The 21,388-nt window shown below is 70.5% G+C and carries 19 protein-coding genes; 18 read left to right on the forward strand and 1 reads right to left on the reverse strand.

Going from position 1 to position 21,388, the window contains the following annotated elements:
- Nucleotides 1-10: 10 nt before the first annotated feature.
- The 4 genes from H295_RS0125040 to nusB all read left to right on the forward strand — a co-directional run bounded on the left by H295_RS0125040 (nt 11) and on the right by nusB (nt 3,181).
- A complete protein-coding gene (locus H295_RS0125040) occupies nt 11-934 on the forward strand; it encodes a Pro-rich N-terminal domain-containing protein (protein ID WP_028809725.1) in 924 nt (307 codons plus the stop codon).
- Nucleotides 935-1,019: 85 nt separating this feature from the next.
- On the forward strand, nt 1,020-2,126 hold the full coding sequence (locus tag H295_RS0125045; RefSeq protein WP_028809726.1) for an aminopeptidase P family protein: 1,107 nt from the start codon (nt 1,020-1,022) through the stop codon (nt 2,124-2,126).
- A gap of 51 nt (nt 2,127-2,177) precedes the next feature.
- On the forward strand, nt 2,178-2,744 hold the full coding sequence (gene efp / locus H295_RS0125050) for an elongation factor P (RefSeq protein WP_020138098.1): 567 nt from the start codon (nt 2,178-2,180) through the stop codon (nt 2,742-2,744).
- Nucleotides 2,745-2,746: 2 nt separating this feature from the next.
- The gene (gene nusB, locus H295_RS0125055; RefSeq protein WP_020138099.1) at nt 2,747-3,181 is read left to right on the forward strand and encodes a transcription antitermination factor NusB; all 435 of its coding nucleotides are present in this window, start codon (nt 2,747-2,749) and stop codon (nt 3,179-3,181) included.
- Between the two features lie 206 nt (nt 3,182-3,387).
- On the opposite strand, the gene bldD is transcribed toward nusB, so the two are convergent.
- Nucleotides 3,388-3,888, reverse strand: coding sequence for a transcriptional regulator BldD (bldD, locus tag H295_RS0125060; RefSeq protein ID WP_003956405.1), 501 nt, complete (start codon nt 3,886-3,888; stop codon nt 3,388-3,390).
- 254 nt (nt 3,889-4,142) lie between these two features.
- Here bldD and pyrR point away from each other — a divergent pair, with 254 nt between their 5' ends.
- The 14 genes from pyrR to H295_RS0125130 all read left to right on the forward strand — a co-directional run bounded on the left by pyrR (nt 4,143) and on the right by H295_RS0125130 (nt 21,292).
- Nucleotides 4,143-4,718 carry a bifunctional pyr operon transcriptional regulator/uracil phosphoribosyltransferase PyrR gene (pyrR, locus tag H295_RS0125065; protein WP_028809727.1) on the forward strand — a complete coding sequence of 192 codons (576 nt, stop codon included), beginning with the start codon at nt 4,143-4,145 and terminating at the stop codon, nt 4,716-4,718.
- A gap of 81 nt (nt 4,719-4,799) precedes the next feature.
- Nucleotides 4,800-5,777: an aspartate carbamoyltransferase catalytic subunit gene (locus tag H295_RS0125070; protein WP_020138101.1), complete on the forward strand. Its 978-nt coding sequence runs from the start codon at nt 4,800-4,802 to the stop codon at nt 5,775-5,777.
- A gap of 5 nt (nt 5,778-5,782) precedes the next feature.
- Nucleotides 5,783-7,069 carry a dihydroorotase gene (locus H295_RS0125075; protein WP_020138102.1) on the forward strand — a complete coding sequence of 429 codons (1,287 nt, stop codon included), beginning with the start codon at nt 5,783-5,785 and terminating at the stop codon, nt 7,067-7,069.
- A complete protein-coding gene (locus tag H295_RS0125080; RefSeq protein WP_020138103.1) occupies nt 7,066-7,644 on the forward strand; it encodes a hypothetical protein in 579 nt (192 codons plus the stop codon). Before H295_RS0125075 ends, H295_RS0125080 begins: the two co-directional genes overlap by 4 nt.
- Entirely contained in the window at nt 7,641-8,795 is a 1,155-nt protein-coding gene (gene carA, locus H295_RS0125085; protein ID WP_020138104.1) for a glutamine-hydrolyzing carbamoyl-phosphate synthase small subunit, read from the forward strand. Before H295_RS0125080 ends, carA begins: the two co-directional genes overlap by 4 nt.
- Nucleotides 8,788-12,096 carry a carbamoyl-phosphate synthase large subunit gene (carB, locus tag H295_RS0125090; protein WP_020138105.1) on the forward strand — a complete coding sequence of 1,103 codons (3,309 nt, stop codon included), beginning with the start codon at nt 8,788-8,790 and terminating at the stop codon, nt 12,094-12,096. Before carA ends, carB begins: the two co-directional genes overlap by 8 nt.
- 70 nt (nt 12,097-12,166) lie before the next feature.
- The gene (locus H295_RS0125095) at nt 12,167-13,267 is read left to right on the forward strand and encodes a quinone-dependent dihydroorotate dehydrogenase (protein WP_020138106.1); all 1,101 of its coding nucleotides are present in this window, start codon (nt 12,167-12,169) and stop codon (nt 13,265-13,267) included.
- Complete coding sequence (pyrF, locus tag H295_RS0125100; RefSeq protein WP_020138107.1) at nt 13,264-14,109, forward strand: orotidine-5'-phosphate decarboxylase; 846 nt, start codon at nt 13,264-13,266, stop codon at nt 14,107-14,109. The genes H295_RS0125095 and pyrF overlap by 4 nt, the downstream gene beginning before the upstream one ends.
- 302 nt (nt 14,110-14,411) lie before the next feature.
- Complete coding sequence (locus H295_RS0125105) at nt 14,412-14,735, forward strand: integration host factor (RefSeq protein ID WP_003977346.1); 324 nt, start codon at nt 14,412-14,414, stop codon at nt 14,733-14,735.
- Nucleotides 14,736-14,771: 36 nt separating this feature from the next.
- The gene (gene gmk, locus H295_RS0125110; RefSeq protein WP_020138108.1) at nt 14,772-15,329 is read left to right on the forward strand and encodes a guanylate kinase; all 558 of its coding nucleotides are present in this window, start codon (nt 14,772-14,774) and stop codon (nt 15,327-15,329) included.
- A gap of 51 nt (nt 15,330-15,380) precedes the next feature.
- Nucleotides 15,381-15,653: a DNA-directed RNA polymerase subunit omega gene (rpoZ, locus tag H295_RS0125115; protein ID WP_003988945.1), complete on the forward strand. Its 273-nt coding sequence runs from the start codon at nt 15,381-15,383 to the stop codon at nt 15,651-15,653.
- Between the two features lie 99 nt (nt 15,654-15,752).
- Complete coding sequence (gene coaBC, locus H295_RS0125120; protein ID WP_020138109.1) at nt 15,753-16,955, forward strand: bifunctional phosphopantothenoylcysteine decarboxylase/phosphopantothenate--cysteine ligase CoaBC; 1,203 nt, start codon at nt 15,753-15,755, stop codon at nt 16,953-16,955.
- Nucleotides 16,956-17,195: 240 nt separating this feature from the next.
- The gene (metK, locus tag H295_RS0125125) at nt 17,196-18,404 is read left to right on the forward strand and encodes a methionine adenosyltransferase (RefSeq protein ID WP_020138110.1); all 1,209 of its coding nucleotides are present in this window, start codon (nt 17,196-17,198) and stop codon (nt 18,402-18,404) included.
- Nucleotides 18,405-18,517: 113 nt separating this feature from the next.
- Complete coding sequence (locus H295_RS0125130; protein WP_234021672.1) at nt 18,518-21,292, forward strand: ATP-binding protein; 2,775 nt, start codon at nt 18,518-18,520, stop codon at nt 21,290-21,292.
- The last annotated feature ends 96 nt before the right edge of the window (nt 21,293-21,388 follow it).

Raw genomic sequence — 21,388 nt, forward strand, 5'->3', positions numbered from 1 at the left:
GTGGCACCGGATGCAGCACGCAGTGGGTTCTCCGCTGCCGCCGCCCCACCAGCCGGGGCACGGACCGGCCACCGGCTGGACGCCGGCCGCACACCACCCGGGACCGCATCACCCGGGTGCGCACCAGGGTTCCGCCCCGGTGCCCCCACCGCCGCCGGCTCCGGGCTTCACCCCGGCTCCGGGCCCGCCGACGCCACCGCACGCCTCGGTTCCCCCGACGCCTCCGCACGCGTCGGTACCGCCCGCGCCCCAGCACGCACCGGGCCCACCCGTGCCGCCGCACGCACCGGGGCCGGTCCCCGACACCACCGGCCATGTTCCGCTGCCGCCCGGCGCCCCGGTGGGCGCGCCGCCCCCCGCCGGGCCCGACTCCGCGGGCACCACCCTGGCCGTGCTGCTGATCGGTCCGGCGGGCGCCGGCAAGACGAGCGTCGCCAAGTACTGGGCCGACCACCGCCGTGTCCCCACCGCCCACATCAGCCTCGACGACGTTCGCGAATGGGTCCGCTCGGGCTTCGCCGACCCCCAGTCCGGCTGGAACGACCACTCCGAGGCCCAGTACCGCCTCGCCCGCCGCACCTGCGGCTTCGCCGCCCGCAACTTCCTCGCCAACGGCATCTCCTGCATCCTCGACGACGCCGTGTTCCCGGACCGGCCGGTGGTGGGCCTCGGCGGCTGGAAGCGGCACGTGGGGCCGGGCCTGCTCCCGGTGGTCCTGCTGCCCGGCCTGGAGATCGTCCTGGAGCGCAACGCGGAGCGGTCCGGCAACCGCCGTCTGACGGACGAGGAGGTCGCCCGGATCCACGGCCGGATGGCCGGGTGGTACGGCTCGGGCCTCCCGATCATCGACAACAGCCAGATGGACGTGGAGCAGACGGCGAAGGTGCTGGACGACGTACTGGCGAGGTCCATAGCGAGCCCGCCGAGCTGGTAGCCGGGGGCGGCCGGACGATCGGCGACCCACCCCACTCGGACTCTCCCAGACAGCGCGGTACCTGCGAAGCTCCTACGCTCAAGTCATGTCAGAGGTGTACGCCACCCGCAGAGCCCGCCTGCGCGACCGCTGCCAGGCCGGCGGCAGCCAGTCCGCGTTGATCTCCCGCCCGGCCAACGTCCGCTACCTCGCGGGCGCCGCGCCGCGGGGCAGCATCCTGCTGCTCGGCAGGACCGAGGACCTGCTGGTGTGCGCCGGCCCTCCGGACGACCGTCCCGGCACCGGCCGCCCCGACGAGAACCTGCGACTGCACCACCTGCCCGGCGCAGGGGGCGACCCCGCCGTCGCCGCCGCCGACCTCGCCACCGCGCAGGGCGTGGACTCGCTCGCCGTGGAGGAGGAGCACCTCACGGTCTCCCGGCACCGGGCCATCCGCTCGGTCGTCCCGCGGCTGCGCCTCGGGGACCTCGCGGGCGCGGTCGAGCAGCTGCGGGTCATCAAGGACGAGGAGGAGATCTCCTGTCTGCGCATCGGCGCCGAGATCGCCGACCAGGCACTGGGCGAACTCCTCGAATCCATCCTCGTGGGCCGCACGGAGAGACATCTCGCCCTGGAACTGGAGCGCAGGCTCGTCGACCACGGCGCCGACGGCCCGGCCTTCGCCACCTCCGTCGGGACCGGCCCGAACTCCGGCCGCCGCGGCCACCGCCCCACCGACCGCCGGGTCGAGGAAGGTGATTTCCTCTCCGTCTGCCTGGGCGCGAACTACCGCGGCTACCGCTGCGAGATCGGCCGTACCTTCGTCATCGGCACGTCCCCCGCCGACTGGCAGATCGAGCTGTACGACCTCGTCTTCGCCGCTCAGCGGGCCGGACGGGAGTCCCTGGCACCCGGTGCGGCCTACCGTGACGTGGACCGCGCGGCACGGCAGGTGCTGGAGTCCGCGGGGCACCACGAGGGCCTGTCTACTCTCACCGGACACGGTGTGGGACTCGAAATCGACGAGGACCCGCAGCTGGCCCCCGCGGCCATGGGTAAACTGGACGCTTGCGTGCCGGTCACCGTCGAACCGGGGGTCCACCTCCCGGGACGGGGCGGGGTCCGGATCGATGACACGCTCGTCGTACGCCCCGAGGCGGACGGCGGACCCGAGCTACTCACCATCACGACCAAGGAGCTGCTCGCCCTGTAGCCAGAGGCGTGCGCCGGGGTCGTCCACGTCAGTCCAGGAGATTCCGCAACCGTGGCTTCCACGAACGACCTCAAGAACGGCCTGGTGCTCAAGCTCGAAGGCGGCCAGCTGTGGTCCGTCGTCGAGTTCCAGCACGTCAAGCCCGGCAAGGGCCCTGCCTTCGTGCGCACCAAGCTCAAGAACGTGCTGTCCGGCAAGGTCGTCGACAAGACGTTCAACGCCGGCGTCAAGGTCGAGACGGCCACTGTCGACAAGCGCGACATGCAGTTCTCGTACATGGACGGCGAGTACTTCGTCTTCATGGACATGGAGACCTACGACCAGCTGATGATCGACCGCAAGACGGTCGCCGACGCCGCGAACTTCCTCATCGAGGGCTTCACGGCCACCGTCGCGCAGCACGAGGGCGAGGTGCTCTTCGTCGAGCTGCCGGCCGCCGTCGAGCTGACGATCCAGGAGACCGAGCCGGGCGTCCAGGGCGACCGCTCCACGGGCGGCACCAAGCCCGCCACCCTGGAGACCGGTCACCAGATCCAGGTCCCGCTCTTCATCACCACCGGTGAGAAGATCAAGGTCGACACCCGCACGAGCGACTACCTCGGCCGGGTGAACAGCTAACCGTGGCTGCCCGCAACACGGCCCGCAAGCGCGCCTTCCAGATCCTCTTCGAGGGCGACCAGCGTGGCGCCGACGTCCTGACGGTCCTCGCGGACTGGGTCCGGCTGTCCCGGGAGGACACCCGGCAGCCTCCGGTGAGCGAGTACACGATGCAGCTGGTCGAGGGCTACTCGGAGCACGCGAAGCGCATCGACGAGCTGATCGCGCAGTACTCGGTGGGCTGGACTCTGGACCGGATGCCGGTGGTCGACCGCAACCTGCTGCGGCTGGGCGCCTACGAGCTGATCTGGGCCGACGAGACCCCGGACGCCGTGGTGCTCGACGAGATGGTGCAGCTGGCGAAGGAGTTCTCCACGGACGAGTCGCCCTCGTTCGTGAACGGCCTGCTGGGCCGGCTGAAGGACCTGAAGCCGTCCCTGCGCCGAGACGAGGCGTGAGCCGAGACCGCTGAGGCGACTCGAGACCCGCGCAGTGCCTGAGGGCCCGCAGCATCACCGCTGCGGGCCCTCAGGCGTACCGGGGCGCCGAAGCGGGTGCGCCGGTGCGCGGAAGCGTGCGAGGCCCGTACAAAGCCGCCGGGGTGGCCGGAACCCTGAAGTTCCGGCCACCCCGGCGGCACGTTTCTGCTGAAGGGGGGAGAGGCTCAGCTCTCCTCGTGGGACACCGCGCGACGCGCGTCCGCGTCCAGCACGCCCCAGCTGATCAGCTGCTCGGTGAGGACCGAGGGCGACTGGTCGTAGATGACGGCGAGTGTGCGCAGGTCGTCCTGGCGGATCGAGAGCACCTTGCCGTTGTAGTCACCGCGCTGGGACTGGATCGTGGCGGCGTACCGCTGGAGCGGGCCCGCCTTCTCGGCCGGCACGTGAGCCAGCCGCTCCAGGTCCAGGACCAGCTTCGGCGGCGGCTCGGCGGCCCCGCCCGGAGTGGTGCCGGGCAGCAGCTCCTGCACCGGAACGCCGTAGAAATCCGCCAACTCGGCAAGGCGCTGCACGGTCACCGCGCGGTCGCCACGCTCGTACGAGCCGACCACGACCGCCTTCCAGCGTCCCTGGGACTTCTCCTCGACACCGTGGAGGGAAAGGCCCTGCTGGGTGCGGATGGCCCGAAGCTTGGCCCCGAGCTGTTTGGCGTATTCGCTGGACATATAGCTCCCCGGACACTGGATCGACGCGACTTCAGTGGTCCCGAGCCGCGCGTCTGGTAACTCACTGTGAGGTTACGCAGCGTGACGCTTCTGCGTCAAGCCGAATGGTCCACACCGACTCTTCCGTGGTCGCGGGGGCCGATTACGCCAAGGGGGTGACGCGAGGCGCCCGAAAGGGCCTGCTACCGTGGATGGCGCAAATCCGACGTCCTTTAAGGTCCGTCCCGTGAGGCGGAGAAGGAGGTCCGTTTCGTATGGACAAGCAGGACACTTCTGATATGGGCGCGTCCGATGCCCGGCCCGTTCTCGAGGGCCCCGACATCGCCCGCGTACTGACCCGCATCGCCCACGAGATCGTCGAACGCGCCAAGGGCGCCGACGACGTGGTGCTCCTCGGGATTCCGACCCGAGGCGTCTACCTCGCACAGCGGCTCGCCGTGAAGCTCGAGGAGATCACCGACCGCAAGATCCCGGTCGGTTCGCTCGACATCACCATGTACCGCGACGACCTGCGGCTGCACCCGCCGCGCGCGCTGGCCCGCACCGAGATCCCCGGTGACGGCATCGACGGCCGGCTGGTCGTCCTGGTCGACGACGTGCTCTTCTCCGGCCGCACCATCCGCGCCGCCCTGGACGCCCTGAACGACATCGGGCGTCCCCGCGCGGTGCAGCTCGCCGTCCTCGTCGACAGAGGCCACCGCGAACTGCCCATCCGCGCCGACTACGTCGGCAAGAACCTCCCCACGTCGCTGCGGGAGACGGTCAAGGTCCAGCTCGCCGAGGAGGACGGTCGCGACACCGTGCTGCTCGGTGTGAAGCAGACCCAGTAGCGAGCCCAGGGGCACGCCGTGCGTCGGCATGCCCTCGCTTGCCCGGAATCTCCCCCTGAACTGCCTTACGGAGCCTGACAGATGCAGCGTCATCTCATCTCGGCCGCCGACCTCACCCGCGACGACGCCGTCCTGATCCTCGACACCGCCGAGGAGATGGCCCGGGTCGCCGACCGGCCGATCAAGAAGCTGCCGACCCTGCGCGGCCGCACGATCGTCAACCTCTTCTTCGAGGACTCCACGCGCACGCGTATCTCCTTCGAAGCCGCCGAGAAGCGCCTCTCCGCGGACGTCATCAACTTCACCGCCAAGGGCTCCAGCGTCTCCAAGGGCGAGTCCCTGAAGGACACCGCGCAGACCCTGGAGGCCATGGGCGTCGACGCCGTGGTCATCCGGCATGGTGCCTCCGGTGCGCCGTACCGCCTCGCCACCTCCGGCTGGATCGACGCCGCCGTGATCAACGCGGGCGACGGCACCCACCAGCACCCCACCCAGGCCCTCCTCGACGCGTTCACCATGCGTCGGCGGCTCGTCGGGCGGGACGCCGGGATCGGCCAGGACCTCTCCGGCAAGCGCATCACGATCGTCGGGGACGTCCTGCACAGCCGGGTCGCCCGCTCCAACGTCGACCTGCTGCACACCCTCGGCGCCGAGGTCACGCTCGTCGCCCCGCCCACCCTGGTGCCGGTCGGCGTCGAGACCTGGCCCTGCGAGGTGTCGTACGACCTGGACAGCACCCTCGCCAAGTCCGACGCGGTGATGATGCTGCGCGTCCAGCGCGAGCGCATGAACGCCGCGTTCTTCCCGACCGAGCGCGAGTACTCGCGCCGCTACGGCCTGGACGGCGACCGCATGGCGCGGATGCCCGAGCACGCCATCGTGATGCACCCCGGTCCGATGGTCCGGGGCATGGAGATCACCGCCGAGGTGGCCGACTCGGACCGCTGCACCGTCGTGGAGCAGGTCGCAAACGGAGTCTCCATCCGGATGGCCGTCCTGTACCTCCTTCTGGGCGGCAACGAGCCCGCCGTCAGCCACACCCGTATCGAGGAGAAGTAAGTCACATGAGCAAGATCCTGATCCGTGGTGCGAAGGTCCTCGGCGGCGAGCCGCAGGACGTGCTGATCGACGGGGCCGTCATCGCCGAAGTGGGCTCCGGGCTGTCCGCCGAGGGCGCCGAGGTCGTCGAGGCGGCCGGCAAGGTGCTGCTGCCGGGCCTCGTCGACCTGCACACCCATCTGCGCGAGCCGGGCCGCGAGGACTCCGAGACGGTGCTGACCGGCACCCGCGCGGCGGCGAGCGGCGGCTACACGGCCGTGTTCGCCATGGCCAACACCTTCCCCGTCGCCGACACCGCCGGTGTGGTCGAGCAGGTCTACCGGCTCGGGCAGGAGCACGGCTACTGCGACGTGCAGCCCATCGGCGCCGTGACCGTCGGCCTGGAGGGCAGGAAGCTCGCCGAGCTGGGCGCCATGCACGAGTCGGCCGCCGGCGTCACCGTCTTCTCCGACGACGGCAAGTGCGTCGACGACGCCGTGATCATGCGCCGCGCCCTGGAGTACGTGAAGGCCTTCGGCGGGGTCGTCGCGCAGCACGCCCAGGAGCCGCGCCTCACCGAGGGCGCCCAGATGAACGAGGGGATCGTCTCCGCCGAGCTGGGCCTCGGGGGCTGGCCCGCGGTGGCCGAGGAGTCGGTCATCGCCCGGGACGTCCTGCTCGCCGAGCACGTCGGCTCCCGCGTCCACATCTGCCACCTGTCGACTGCCGGGTCCGTCGAGATCGTCCGCTGGGCCAAGTCCCGCGGTATCGACGTCACCGCCGAGGTCACCCCGCACCATCTGCTCCTCACCGACGAGCTGGTGCGGACGTACAACCCGGTCTACAAGGTCAACCCGCCGCTGCGCACCGAGCGGGACGTGCTGGCGCTGCGCGAGGCCCTCGCCGACGGCACGATCGACATCGTCGCCACCGACCACGCCCCGCACCCGCACGAGGACAAGGACTGCGAGTGGGCCGCGGCCGCCATGGGGATGGTCGGCCTGGAGACCGCGTTGTCAGTGGTGCAGGAGACCATGGTGGAGACGGGCCTGCTGGACTGGGCCGGGGTCGCCGAGCGCATGTCCGCCAAGCCCGCCGAGATCGGCCAGGCGCAGGGTCACGGCCGCCCCGTCTCGGCAGGTGAGCCCGCCAACCTCACGCTCGTCGACACGGCATACCGTGGGTCGGTGGACCCCGCGGGCTTCGCCTCGCGCAGCCGCAACACCCCGTACGAGGGGCGTGAGCTGCCGGGCCGTGTCACCCACACCTGGCTCCGGGGCAAGGCCACGCTCGTCGACGGGAAGCTCACGTGACACCAGTAACCCTGCTCGCCGCCGGACTCGCCGCCGAGAAGAAGTCGGCCGAGGTCACCGACTGGGCCGCCCGTATCGGCTGGCTCGTCGGCCTCGCCCTGTTCGTCGCGCTCGTCTACTGGCTGATGCGCGAGGGCTGGAAGTGGCGCGGCACCCTCCAGGGCGACCTGCCCGAGCTCCCCAGCGCGCCGGACGACCCCGGCCCGGCCAGACTGACCATGAGCGGCCGCTACCACGGCTCCACCACCGCCGGGCAGTGGCTCGACCGGATCGTGGCGCACGGCCTGGGCACGCGCAGCCGGGTCGAGCTCACGCTCACCGACGCGGGACTGGACGTCGTACGCCCCGGCGCGACCGACTTCTTCGTCCCCCGCGCGGCCCTGCGGGAAGCCGTGCTCGGCAAGGGCATCGCCGGGAAGGTCCTGACCGAGGGCGGGCTGCTCCTGGTGACCTGGGCGCACGGCGAACGGCTGATCGACTCGGGCTTCCGGTCCGACCGCGCGGCCGAGCACACCGAGTGGGTCGACGCCATTAACTCCATGATCAACAAGACGGAAACGGAAGGCGCACGATGACGACCTCCACCAGGGGAACCGCGAAGGTTCCCGCCGTACTCGTCCTGGAGGACGGCCGGATCTTCCGCGGCCGTGCCTACGGGGCCGTGGGGGAGACCTTCGGCGAGGCCGTGTTCTCCACCGGCATGACCGGATACCAGGAGACCCTGACCGACCCCTCGTACGACCGCCAGATCGTCGTCGCGACCGCCCCGCAGATCGGCAACACCGGCTGGAACGACGAGGACGACGAGTCCCGCCGCATCTGGGTCTCCGGCTACGTGGTGCGCGACCCCGCGCGCGTGCCGTCCAACTGGCGCGCCAAGCGGTCCCTGGACGACGAGCTGGTCGCGCAGGGCATCGTCGGGATCTCCGGCATCGACACCCGCGCCCTCACCCGCCACCTGCGCGAGCGCGGCTCCATGCGCTCCGGGATCTTCTCCGGCGAGGCGCTCGCCGCCGACGCCGAGCTCGTCGCGCGCGTGCAGGCCCAGCCGCACATGAAGGGCGCCTCGCTCTACGAGGAGGTCGCCACCAAGGAGACGTACGTCGTCCCCGCGGTCGGTGAGAAGAAGTTCACCGTCGCCGCGATCGACCTCGGCATCAAGGGCATGACCCCGCACCGCATGGCCGAGCGCGGCATCGAGGTGCACGTCCTGCCCGCCACGGCGAGCGTCGAGGACGTCTACGCCGTGAACCCCGACGGCGTGTTCTTCTCCAACGGCCCGGGCGACCCGGCCACCGCCGACGGCCCCGTCGCGCTCATGACCGCGGTCCTGGAGCGCAGGACGCCCCTGTTCGGCATCTGCTTCGGCAACCAGATCCTCGGGCGCGCCCTCGGCTTCGGCACCTACAAGCTGAAGTACGGCCACCGTGGCATCAACCAGCCCGTGCAGGACCGCACGACCGGCAAGGTCGAGGTGACCGCGCACAACCACGGGTTCGCCGTGGACGCGCCGCTCGACAAGGTCAGCGAGACGCCGTTCGGCCGGGCCGAGGTCTCCCACGTCTGCCTGAACGACAACGTCGTGGAGGGTCTCCAGCTGCTCGACCAGCCGGCCTTCTCCGTCCAGTACCACCCCGAGGCGGCGGCCGGCCCGCACGACGCCGCCTACCTGTTCGACCGCTTCACGTCTTTGATGAGCACCGTCATGGAGGGCCAGCGTGCCTAAGCGCACCGATATCCAGTCCGTCCTGGTCATCGGCTCCGGCCCGATCGTCATCGGCCAGGCCGCCGAGTTCGACTACTCCGGCACCCAGGCGTGCCGGGTCCTGAAGGCCGAGGGCCTCAGGGTCATCCTGGTCAACTCCAACCCGGCGACGATCATGACCGACCCGGAGATCGCCGACGCCACCTACGTCGAGCCGATCACCCCGGACTTCGTCGAGAAGATCATCGCCAAGGAGCGCCCGGACGCCCTGCTGCCCACCCTGGGCGGCCAGACGGCCCTCAACACCGCGATCTCGCTGCACGAGGCCGGCACCCTCGACAAGTACAACGTCGAGCTGATCGGCGCCAACGTCGAGGCGATCAACAAGGGCGAGGACCGCGACCTCTTCAAGGGCGTCGTCGAGGAGGTCCGCAAGAAGATCGGGCACGGCGAGTCCGCCCGCTCGGTCATCTGCCACTCCATGGACGACGTCCTGGCGGGCGTCGAGACGCTGGGCGGCTACCCGGTCGTCGTCCGCCCGTCCTTCACCATGGGCGGCGCCGGCTCCGGCTTCGCGCACGACGAGGAGGAGCTGCGCCGCATCGCGGGCCAGGGCCTCACGCTCTCGCCGACCACCGAGGTGCTCCTGGAGGAGTCCATCCTCGGCTGGAAGGAGTACGAACTGGAGCTGATGCGCGACAAGCACGACAACGTCGTGGTCGTCTGCTCCATCGAGAACTTCGACCCCATGGGCGTGCACACCGGCGACTCGATCACCGTCGCGCCCGCCATGACGCTCACCGACCGCGAGTACCAGGTGCTGCGCGACGTCGGCATCGCGATCATCCGCGAGGTCGGCGTGGACACCGGCGGCTGCAACATCCAGTTCGCGGTGAACCCCGAGGACGGTCGCGTGATCGTCATCGAGATGAACCCGCGCGTGTCGCGCTCCTCGGCCCTCGCCTCCAAGGCCACCGGCTTCCCGATCGCCAAGATCGCCGCGAAGCTCGCCGTGGGCTACACCCTGGACGAGATCCCGAACGACATCACCGAGCAGACCCCGGCCTCCTTCGAGCCGACGCTCGACTACGTCGTGGTCAAGGCCCCCCGGTTCGCCTTCGAGAAGTTCCCCCAGGCCGACTCCACCCTCACGACCACCATGAAGTCGGTCGGCGAGGCCATGGCCATTGGCCGCAACTTCACCGAGGCCTTCCAGAAGGCGCTGCGCTCGCTGGAGAAGAAGGGCAGCCAGTTCACCTTCGTGGGCGAGCCCGGCGACAAGACCGCGCTCCTGGAGGAGTCCGTACGGCCCACCGACGGCCGTATCAACGCCGTCATGCAGGCCATCCGCGCGGGCGCCACGCCGGAGGAGGTCTTCGCGTACACGAAGATCGACCCCTGGTTCGTCGACCAGCTCTTCCTGATCAAGGAGGTCGCCGACGAGCTGGCCGGGGCCGAGCGCCTGGACGCCGACCTCCTCGCCGAGGCCAAGCGGCACGGCTTCTCCGACCAGCAGATCGCCGAGATCCGGGGCCTGCGCGAGGACGTGGTGCGCGAGGTGCGGCACGCGCTCGGGGTCCGCCCGGTCTACAAGACGGTCGACACCTGCGCCGCCGAGTTCGCCGCGAAGACGCCGTACTTCTACTCCTCCTACGACGAGGAGAGCGAGGTCGCGCCGCGCGAGAAGCCGGCCGTCATCATCCTGGGCTCAGGGCCCAACCGCATCGGCCAGGGCATCGAGTTCGACTACTCCTGCGTGCACGCCTCCTTCGCGCTGTCGGACGCCGGGTACGAGACCGTGATGGTCAACTGCAACCCGGAGACCGTCTCCACCGACTACGACACCTCCGACCGGCTGTACTTCGAGCCGCTCACCCTGGAGGACGTCCTGGAGATCGTCCACGCCGAGCAGCAGGCCGGTCCTGTCGCGGGTGTCATCGTGCAACTCGGCGGGCAGACCCCGCTCGGCCTGTCGCAGGCGCTCAAGGACAACGGCGTGCCGGTCGTCGGCACCTCGCCCGAGGCGATCCACGCCGCCGAGGACCGCGGCGCCTTCGGCCGGGTACTCGCCGAGGCGGGCCTGCCGGCCCCCAAGCACGGCACCGCCACCACCTTCACCGGCGCCAAGGCCATCGCGGACGAGATCGGCTACCCGGTCCTCGTGCGGCCCTCCTACGTCCTCGGCGGCCGCGGCATGGAGATCGTCTACGACGAGACCCGCCTGGAGGCCTACATCGCCGAGTCGACCGAGATCAGCCCCTCGCGGCCGGTCCTCGTCGACCGCTTCCTGGACGACGCCATCGAGATCGACGTGGACGCGCTCTACGACGGCCAGGAGCTGTACCTCGGCGGCGTGATGGAGCACATCGAGGAGGCCGGCATCCACTCCGGCGACTCGGCGTGCGCGCTGCCCCCGATCACCCTCGGCGGCCACGACATCAAGCGGCTGCGGGCGTCCACGGAGGCCATCGCCAAGGGCGTCGGGGTCCGCGGACTGATCAACATCCAGTTCGCTATGGCCGGCGACATCCTCTACGTCCTGGAGGCCAACCCGCGCGCGTCCCGCACGGTCCCCTTCACCTCGAAGGCGACCGCGGTACCGCTCGCCAAGGCCGCCGCCCGGATCTCGCTGGGCGCGACCATCGCCGAGCTGCGCGCCGAAGGGCTGCTGCCGGCCAACGGCGACGGCGGCGAACTCCCGCTCGACGCGCCGATCTCCGTCAAGGAGGCCGTCATGCCGTGGTCGCGGTTCCGCGACATCCACGGCCGCGGCGTCGACACCGTGCTCGGCCCGGAGATGCGGTCCACAGGCGAGGTCATGGGCATCGACTCGGTCTTCGGCACCGCGTACGCCAAGTCGCAGGCGGGTGCCTACGGCCCGCTGCCCACCAAGGGCCGCGCGTTCATCTCCGTCGCCAACCGCGACAAGCGCTCGATGATCTTCCCGGCCCGTGAGCTGGTCGCACACGGCTTCGAGCTGCTGGCCACCTCCGGCACGGCCGAGGTCCTCAAGCGCAACGGCATCAACGCCACGGTGGTGCGCAAGCAGTCCGAGGGCCCCGGCCCGGGCGGTGAGAAGACCATCGTCCAGTACATCCATGACGGCGAGGTCGACCTCATCGTCAACACCCCCTACGGCACCGGCGGCCGCCTCGACGGCTACGAGATCCGTACGGCGGCCGTGGCACGGTCGGTCCCGTGCCTGACGACGGTCCAGGCGCTCGCCGCAGCCGTCCAGGGCATCGACGCCCTCAACCACGGTGACGTGGGCGTCCGCTCGCTCCAGGAACACGCGGAACACCTGACCGCGGCCCGCGACTAGCGGCCTTGAGGGGGACACCGGAAACGGTGTCCCCCTCTTCGTGAGGACACCCATGTCGTCGTGAGGAACCATGTACAAGATCTTCTTCAACCTCGTCTTCCAGCGCATGGACCCGGAGAAGGCCCACCACCTGGCCTTCCGGTGGATCCGCCTCGCCGTCCGGATCCCCGTGCTGCGCACCTTCGTCGCGGCGGCCCTGGCCCCTCGGTACCGGGAGCTGCGCACCGAGGCCTTCGGGCTGCGCATGCACGGCCCCTTCGGACTGGCCGCCGGCTTCGACAAGAACGCGGTCGCCGTCGACGGCATGGCGATGCTGGGCTTCGACCACATCGAGATCGGCACGGTGACCGGGGAGGCGCAGCCCGGCAACCCCAAGAAGCGGCTGTTCCGCCTGGTGCCGGACCGCGCGCTCATCAACCGCATGGGCTTCAACAACGAGGGCTCGCTGGCCGTGGCGGCCCGCCTCGCGTCCCGTGAGCCGGTCTTCAAGACCGTCGTCGGCGTCAACATCGGCAAGACCAAGGTCGTCCCGGAGGCCGAGGCCGTCGGCGACTACGTGAAGTCCGCCGAGCGGCTCGCCCCCTTCGCCGACTACCTCGTCGTGAACGTGTCGTCGCCCAACACACCCGGCCTGCGCAACCTCCAGGCCACCGAGGCGCTGCGGCCGCTGCTCACCGCCGTCCGCGAGGCCGCCGACCGGATCGTCGCGAACCGCCGGGTCCCGCTCCTGGTGAAGATCGCGCCCGACCTGGCCGACGAGGACGTCGACGCGGTCGCGGACCTGGCCGTCGAGCTCGGCCTGGACGGCATCATCGCCACCAACACCACCATCGCGCGCGAGGGCCTGAGGTCCGAGGCCTCGCTGGTGAAGGAGACGGGCGGGCTCTCCGGGGCGCCCCTCAAGGAGCGTTCCCTGGAGGTCCTCAGGCGCCTGTACGCGCGCGTGGGCGACCGGATCACCCTGGTGGGCGTCGGCGGCGTCGAGAACGCCGAGGACGTCTGGCAGCGCATCCTGGCCGGTGCCACGCTGGTCCAGGGCTACAGCGCGTTCGTCTACGAGGGCCCCTTCTGGAGCCGGGCCATCCACAAGGGTCTCGCCGCGCGCCTGCGCACGAGCCCCTACGCCACCCTCGCCGACGCGGTCGGCGCCGACGTGAGGAAGACGGCATGACCTCGTACGAGCCCTTCGGTGCCCGCCTGCGCCACGCGATGGACGAGCGGGGCCCGCTGTGCGTCGGGATCGACCCGCACGCCTCGCTGCTCGGGGAGTGGGGCCTGAACGACGACGTGGCCGGTCTGGAGCGGTTCAGCCGTACCGTCGTCGAGGCGCTGTCCGACCGGGTCGCCGTGTTCAAGCCGCAGAGCGCGTTCTTCGAGCGCTTCGGCTCGCGCGGTGTCGCCGTCCTGGAGCGGACGGTCCAGGAGGCGCGGGCGGCCGGTGCGCTGGTCCTCATGGATGCCAAGCGCGGCGACATCGGCTCCACCATGGCCGCGTACGCCGAGGCCTTCCTGCACAAGGACTCGCCCCTGTTCTCGGACGCGCTGACCGTGTCGCCTTACCTCGGCTACGGCTCGCTCGCGCCGGCGGTCGCGCTGGCGCGGGAGAGCGGCGCGGGCCTGTTCGTGCTCGCGCTGACCTCCAACCCGGAGGGCGGCGAGGTCCAGCACGCGGTCCGCGCGGACGGGCGGGACGTCGGCGCGACCATGCTGGCCCACCTTGCCGCCGAGAACACCGGGGAGGAGCCCCTCGGGTCCTTCGGCGCGGTCGTGGGGGCCACGCTCGGCGATCTGTCGTCCTACGACCTGGACATCAACGGCCCGCTCCTCGCGCCCGGTGTGGGCGCCCAGGGGGCCACACCGGCCGATCTGCCCGGGGTCTTCGGCAGGGCGATCCGCAATGTCGTCCCGAACGTCAGCCGGGGAGTGCTGCGGCACGGTCCGGACGCCGGGGCGCTGCGCGCGTCCGCCGAGCGGTTCGCGGAGGAGGTCCGGGCGGCGCTGCCGACCGGATGACGAGGTTCGATTTTCTCGTTCGAGTCCCCCGACAGGGGGTTCGACAGGTGGTTCGACGAGTGGTCGCAGGCCCGCTTGAGTCTGAATACATCCTCAAATCCGGGGCAGTATGTCAGAAATGTCCGTCCTGGCGGAGGCTGACCAGGACTTTTCCGCTGTTCTCGCTGACTCTGGCGGAGTTGGCCGCTAGTCTCCGAGCAGAGTCAAAGGGCAAGCGTGTTGCTCGTGGCTCACCAGGTGTGGGGCTACTAGGTTCCTCACCGGTCCGTATCCGACAGTTCGACATCCGAGGTGACGTAGGCGTGGCTCTTCCGCCCCTTACCCCTGAACAGCGCGCAGCCGCGCTCGAAAAGGCCGCCGCGGCTCGCCGGGAGCGGGCCGAGGTCAAGAATCGACTCAAGCACTCCGGCGCCTCTCTTCACGAGGTCATCAAGCAGGGCCAGGAGAACGACGTCATCGGCAAGATGAAGGTCTCCGCCCTGCTCGAGTCCCTGCCGGGCGTGGGCAAGGTCCGCGCCAAGCAGATCATGGAGCGACTGGGCATCTCCGAGAGCCGTCGTGTACGCGGCCTCGGTTCCAACCAGATCGCTTCGCTGGAGCGTGAGTTCGGCAGCACCGGTTCCTGAGCCCGGGCACCCCGGGTTTGCTGGAATAATCGCTGTATGAGTGAACGTCCGCGGCTGACCGTGCTCTCCGGCCCCTCAGGGGTCGGCAAGAGCACGGTCGTCGCCCATATGCGCAAGGAACACCCCGAGGTCTGGCTCTCGGTGTCGGCGACGACCCGCAGGCCCCGCCCCGGCGAGAAGCACGGCGTCCAGTACTTCTTCGTCACCGACGAGGAGATGGACAAGCTGATCGCCAACGGCGAGCTGCTGGAGTGGGCCGAGTTCGCCGGCAACCGCTACGGCACGCCGCGTGCGGCTGTGCTGGAGCGGCTGGAGGCCGGTGAGCCCGTCCTCCTGGAGATCGACCTCCAGGGGGCCCGGCAGGTCCGTGAGTCCATGACGGACGCCCAGCTGGTGTTCCTGGCTCCTCCCTCCTGGGAGGAGCTGGTGCGCAGACTCACCGGGCGGGGCACCGAGCCGCCCGAGGTGATCGCTCGCCGCCTGGAGGCGGCGAAGGTCGAGCTGGCGGCCGAACCCGAGTTCGACGAGACCTTGGTCAACACCTCCGTCGAGGACGTGGCGCGCGAGCTGCTAGCCTTGATGGATGTGCTGTGATCGTCATTGATCACTGACACTGATTCTTTCCCATCCATCGGAAGGTAGAGCGTGTCCTCTTCCATCTCCGCGCCCGAGGGCATCATCAACCCGCCGATCGACGAGCTCCTCGAGGCCACCGACTCGAAGTACAGCCTCGTGATCTACGCGGCCAAGCGGGCCCGCCAGATCAACGCGTACTACTCGCAGCTCGGCGAGGGCCTCCTCGAGTACGTCGGTCCGCTGGTGGACACCCACGTCCACGAGAAGCCGCTCTCGATCGCCCTCCGCGAGATCAACGCGGGTCTGCTGACGTCCGAGGCCGTCGAAGGCCCGGCGCAGTAGTACGTTCAGATTGCAGTTGGCTTTTCCACAGGCCCGGCAGCGCGACTGTCGGGCCTGTGGTGTGTCATGGAGTCGTAGGTTCGAGGAAGGGGAGACCTGGTGGACAAGCCGAAGGTCGTGCTGGGCGTCAGCGGTGGCATCGCCGCGTACAAGGCCTGCGAACTGCTGCGCAGGCTGACCGAGTCCGGGCACGAGGTCCGCGTGGTCCCCACCGCCTCCGCGCTGCACTTCGTCGGCGCGGCCACCTGGTCCGCCCTCTCCGGCAACCCGGTCTCCACGGAGGTCTGGGACGACGTCCACGAGGTCCCGCACGTCCGCATCGGACAGCACGCCGACCTCGTGGTCGTGGCCCCGGCCACCGCCGACATGCTCGCCAAGGCCGCGCACGGCCTCGCCGACGACCTGCTCACCAACACCCTCCTCACCGCCCGCTGCCCGGTCGTCTTCGCCCCCGCGATGCACACCGAGATGTGGGAACACCCGGCCACCCAGGAGAACGTGGCGACCCTGCGGCGGCGCGGAGCGATCGTGATCGAACCCGCCGTCGGCCGGCTGACCGGCGTAGACACCGGCAAGGGCCGGCTGCCGGAGCCGTCCGAGATCTTCGAGGTGTGCCGCCGTGTGCTCGCCAGGGGAGTGCGCGAGCCCGACCTCACCGGCCGGCACGTGGTGGTCAGCGCGGGCGGCACCCGCGAGCCCCTCGACCCGGTCCGCTTCCTCGGCAACCGCTCCTCCGGCAAGCAGGGCTACGCCCTCGCCCGCACCGCCGCCGCGCGGGGTGCCCGGGTCACGCTCGTCGAGGCGAACACCGGCCTGCCCGACCCGGCCGGCGTGGACATCGTCCGGGTCGGGACGGCCGTACAACTGCGAGAGGCGGTCCTGAAGGCGGCGGCCGACGCCGACGCGGTCGTCATGGCGGCCGCGGTCGCGGACTTCCGGCCGCGGGACTACGCCACCGGCAAGATCAAGAAGAAGGACGGCCAGGACCCCGAGCCCGTCGTCCTGGTGCGGAATCCGGACATCCTCGCCGAGATCTCGGCCGAGCGCGCCCGCCCCGGTCAGGTCGTCGTCGGCTTCGCCGCCGAGACCGACGACGTGCTGGCCAACGGCCGCACGAAGCTGGAGCGCAAGGGCTGCGACCTCCTCGTCGTCAACGAGGTGGGCGAGCGCAAGACCTTCGGGTCCGAGGAGAACGAGGCCGTGGTGCTCGGCGCCGACGGCAGCGAGACCCCGGTCCCGCGCGGACCGAAGGAGTTCCTGGCCGAAACCGTCTGGGACCTGGTGGCGGCGCGCCTGTCCTGACTGTTTCATTCGCTTCTCGGTCCTCTTAAACCTCTGCCACGGAGGTGTGGCGCCCCTGGCCAAGCCCGCTCGGAATTGGGCACAATGCGCGTGCCGCAGGTCACAGCCCTCCCGAGAGGCGAGACAGGGGGGCCGTTGGCCGAGCACGACCGATAAGCTGTTCTCGGACGATGCCGGGCGCAGCCCCCGAGCCCGTCCGACAATGATCAGCCAGCAGCCGCTGCAACCCCAGGGAGCGTTGTGTCCCGTCGCCTGTTCACCTCGGAGTCCGTGACCGAGGGCCACCCCGACAAGATCGCTGACCAGATCAGTGACACCATCCTCGACGCGCTGCTCAAGGAGGACCCGACGTCCCGGGTCGCCGTCGAGACGCTGATCACCACCGGTCTGGTGCACGTGGCCGGTGAGGTCACCACCAAGACCTACGCGCCGATCGCCCAGCTGGTGCGCGAGAAGATCCTGGAGATCGGTTACGACTCCTCCAAGAAGGGCTTCGACGGCGCTTCCTGCGGTGTCTCGGTGTCGATCGGCGCGCAGTCGCCCGACATCGCGCAGGGCGTCGACACGGCGTACGAGAACCGTGTCGAGGGCGACGAGGACGAGCTGGACCGCCAGGGCGCGGGCGACCAGGGCCTGATGTTCGGCTACGCGACGGACGAGACCCCGACCCTGATGCCGCTGCCGATCTTCCTGGCGCACCGGCTGGCCAAGCGCCTGTCCGAGGTCCGCAAGAACGGCACCATCCCCTACCTGCGTCCCGACGGCAAGACCCAGGTCACCATCGAGTACGACGGTGACAAGGCGGTCCGTCTGGACACCGTCGTGGTCTCCTCGCAGCACGCCTCCGACATCGACCTGGAGTCGCTGCTCGCGCCCGACATCCGCGAGTTCGTCGTGGAGCCGGAGCTCAAGGCGCTCCTGGACGAGGGCATCAAGCTCGACACGGACAACTACCGTCTCCTCGTCAACCCGACCGGTCGCTTCGAGATCGGCGGCCCGATGGGCGACGCCGGCCTGACCGGTCGCAAGATCATCATCGACACCTACGGCGGCTACGCCCGCCACGGCGGTGGCGCCTTCTCGGGCAAGGACCCGTCCAAGGTGGACCGTTCGGCCGCGTACGCGATGCGCTGGGTCGCCAAGAACGTCGTCGCCGCCGGTCTGGCCTCGCGCTGCGAGGTCCAGGTGGCGTACGCGATCGGCAAGGCCGAGCCGGTCGGTCTGTTCGTGGAGACCTTCGGCACCGCGAAGGTCGACACCGACAAGATCGAGAAGGCGATCGACGAGGTCTTCGACCTGCGTCCGGCCGCGATCATCCGCGACCTCGACCTGCTGCGCCCGATCTACTCCCTGACGGCGGCGTACGGCCACTTCGGCCGCGAGCTGCCCGAGTTCACCTGGGAGAAGACGGACCGCGTGGAGGCGCTGCGCAAGGCCGCGGGGCTGTAGTCCGGCGGGATCCTTCGTCCGGCAAGAGGCCCGGTTCTCCTTCGGGGGAGCCGGGCCTCGGGCTTGTCCGGCTACTCGGTCACCGTCATCGTGGGTGTTCGGGGGTGGGACGGGTGCCGGAGCGCGAGTGGGATGTGCCGTTCCTCGGCAGGGGCGACGAACTGGAGCAGTTGAACGTCCGGCTGCACCGCGCCCTGCACAGCGAACCTCAGCTCGTCCTGGTCGAGGGCCCCGCCGGCATGGGGAAGACCACGTTGGTCCGGCGCCTTCTCCACACGGTGGAACCGACCTGCGTTGTCATGCACAGCAGCGGAGAGGAGACCGAGACCAGTCTGTCGTACGGCGCGCTCGCACAACTCCTGGCAGACGTCCCCGAACCGCTGGACGAACCGCTCGCCGGGCTTGCGCGCGGCGTGCGAGCGGGAACCCCATTGCCCGATCCGATCACCGTGGGCTCGGCCCTCATCGATCTCTTCGGCGCCCTTCAGAGCTGCAGCCCGCTCGTCGTGGTGATCGACGATGCGCACTGGGCCGACACACCGTCCCTGCACGCCCTCACCTTCACGCTACGGCGACTGCGAGTGGACCGGGTGCTGACCGTGCTCGTTGCGCGCGACGCGACAGACCCCCGGCTACCGGAGGGGCTGTGCCGCCTCCTCGGCGACGACTCGACTCTCAGGGTCACCCTGAAGGGTCTCGACGTCGACGACATCGTGCGGTTGAACGCGAAGCTGGGGCCCGTGCACATGCCGCGCTGGGCGGCCGTCAGGCTGCGCGGGCACACCGACGGCAACCCGCTGCACACCAAGGCCCTGCTCCAGCAGTTCCCGGCCGAGGTCTTCACTGCGGGCGGGGCCGCCCTGCCCGCGCCCCGTGGGTACGAACGTCTGATCACGACCCGGCTGGAGGCGTGCACCCCACAGACTCGGCGACTCGTCGACGCGGCGAGCGTCCTCGGCATGTCCAGCCCGCTGCACATGGTCGCCGAACTCGGCGCGGTGCCCGAGCCCTTGGAGGCGCTTGCGGAGGCGATGCGGCACGAACTGCTGGAGGAGGGCACGGCCGCCGACATTCCGCAGGCGCGCTTTCCCCATCCGCTCTCCCGAGCGGCCGTCTACCAGAGCCTTGAGCCGTCCTTGCGCAGGCGGCTGCACCTCATGGCGGCAAGCTTCGCGGACGATCTGACCCTGCGCCTCCAGCACCGGGCTCGGGCCGCTGTGGGACCGGATCCGGGGCTGGCGGACGAGCTGGAACGGTTGGCCGGACTCCAGGAGCAGGAGGCGGCGTGGTCGGCCGCCGCGGCGTCAGCCCTGGCTGCCGCCCGGCTCTCCACCGACTCCACCGACCGGACGCGGCGCCTGCTGCGGGCCGTGGAACACCTGCTGCTCGCCGGTGACGTCGGCCAGGCCGCCCAGCTGGAGCACAGTGTGCGCGAGCTCGCTCCTGGTGCCGAACAGCACTACGTGCTCGGCCACTTGGCCCTCTCCACCGGCCGCCACGAAGAGGCGCGCCGCGAACTCACCGCCTGCTGGGAGAACTGCGATCCCCGGGCGTCAGCCGACACCATGCGGTCCGCCGCCGAACAACTGGCGTGGCTCTGCCTCATCGAGAGCGACGGACACGGCACGGTCGAGTGGGCCGAGCGAGGCCTGGAGCTGCCGCCGCCGAGCCGGTCGACCTTCCTGAGGGACTCCCTGGCTCTCGGTCTGGCCTTCGGGGGCGAACACGAAAGGGCGCTGGCGGCCGTGGCCCATCTCCCCGTCACCGGCCCGCACGGCCGTCCCGAGGAACGCGACGGGCTTCTTGCCCGCGGCCTCATCCATCTCATGAGCGGCGACCTCGACATCGCTTGCCGCGACCTCAAGGAGACCTACGCCGCACACCGCCGGGGCGGGCTGCCGTCCACGGCGCTCACGGCCCTCGGGTTCCTCGCCGACGCCGAGTACCGGGCAGGACGGTGGGACGACGCCGTCGCTCACAGCACCCAGGCCGTTTCCCTGGCCGAGGACACCCAGGTGTCGAACGTTGCCCTGATGCACGCGTTCGCGGCGGCCCCCCTCGCCGGCCGGGGGCGCTTCCGGGCTGCGGAAGCGCACGCCAGGGCGGCTGTCGCACACGCCCGGACCTTCGCGGACGTCAACGACGCCGTGATCGCCGCCACCGCACTCGCCCGGGTGCGTGCCGCGCAGGGAAACCACGCGGCGGTCGTCGCCGCTCTGCACCCGTTCCTCGACACCGGCACGGTCCACCGCGACGCCCTCGACGAGGTCGGCCTCACCTCTTGGCGCGCCCCGCTCGTGGAAGCCCTGGTCCGCACCGGACGGCCGGACGAGGCCGACGAGGTGCTCCGCGCCTACGAGCGCCGCGCCGCCGACCGCGACCGCTGGCTCGACCTGGCCGCCGCCGCCCGCTGCCGAGGCATCCTGGAAGCCGTACGAGGCGATCCCGACGCCGCCGACGAGGCGTTCCGCGCCGGGCTCGACCACTGTGCGCGGGGCGAGCCCTGCTGGGAGCAGGCGCTGCTGCGACTGTCGTACGGAACCTTCCTGCGCCGTGTCGGACGCCGGGCTGGTGCGGTGAGCGAACTGGAAGCCGCCTGGGCCGATTTCCGACGGCTGGAGGCGGCGCCCCACCTCGACCAGTGTCTGGCCGAGCTGGCCGCCTGCGGCCACCGGACCGCCCGCCCGGCACACGCGGACCGTCCGAACCTCACCGCGCAGGAACTCACCGTGGCACGGCTGGCCGTCCAGGGACTGACCAACCGCCAGATCGCCCAGGAGCTGGTGCTCAGCGTCAAGACCATCGAGTACCACCTCGGCAACACCTACGCCAAACTCGGCATCTCCTCGCGGATGGGCCTGGTGGCGAAGGTGGGCCCGCGGCCCTGACCCGACGGCCCCAGGGCACAACCCGGGGATTTCCCCGGGGCGGACGGCTGGTCGTCCCGCCTAGCTTTGCGGACGGACATTCCGGTCCCGGTGCTC

Source organism: Streptomyces sp. 351MFTsu5.1 (genome assembly GCF_000383655.1).
In the GTDB taxonomy this organism is placed as follows: domain Bacteria; phylum Actinomycetota; class Actinomycetes; order Streptomycetales; family Streptomycetaceae; genus Streptomyces; species Streptomyces griseorubiginosus.

Bases quoted from the DNA above. Each gene is read 5' to 3' on its own strand.
- H295_RS0125070 (WP_020138101.1), top strand. From the start codon at position 4,800: ATGCAGCGTCATCTCATCTCGGCCGCCGACCTCACCCGCGACGACGCC.
- gmk (WP_020138108.1), top strand. From the start codon at position 14,772: ATGAGTGAACGTCCGCGGCTGACCGTGCTCTCCGGCCCCTCAGGGGTC.
- pyrF (WP_020138107.1), top strand. From the start codon at position 13,264: ATGACCTCGTACGAGCCCTTCGGTGCCCGCCTGCGCCACGCGATGGAC.
- H295_RS0125045 (WP_028809726.1), top strand. From the start codon at position 1,020: ATGTCAGAGGTGTACGCCACCCGCAGAGCCCGCCTGCGCGACCGCTGC.
- H295_RS0125095 (WP_020138106.1), top strand. From the start codon at position 12,167: ATGTACAAGATCTTCTTCAACCTCGTCTTCCAGCGCATGGACCCGGAG.
- pyrR (WP_028809727.1), top strand. From the start codon at position 4,143: ATGGACAAGCAGGACACTTCTGATATGGGCGCGTCCGATGCCCGGCCC.
- carA (WP_020138104.1), top strand. From the start codon at position 7,641: ATGACGACCTCCACCAGGGGAACCGCGAAGGTTCCCGCCGTACTCGTC.
- H295_RS0125040 (WP_028809725.1), top strand. From the start codon at position 11: ATGCAGCACGCAGTGGGTTCTCCGCTGCCGCCGCCCCACCAGCCGGGG.
- bldD (WP_003956405.1), bottom strand. From the start codon at position 3,888: ATGTCCAGCGAATACGCCAAACAGCTCGGGGCCAAGCTTCGGGCCATC.
- H295_RS0125075 (WP_020138102.1), top strand. From the start codon at position 5,783: ATGAGCAAGATCCTGATCCGTGGTGCGAAGGTCCTCGGCGGCGAGCCG.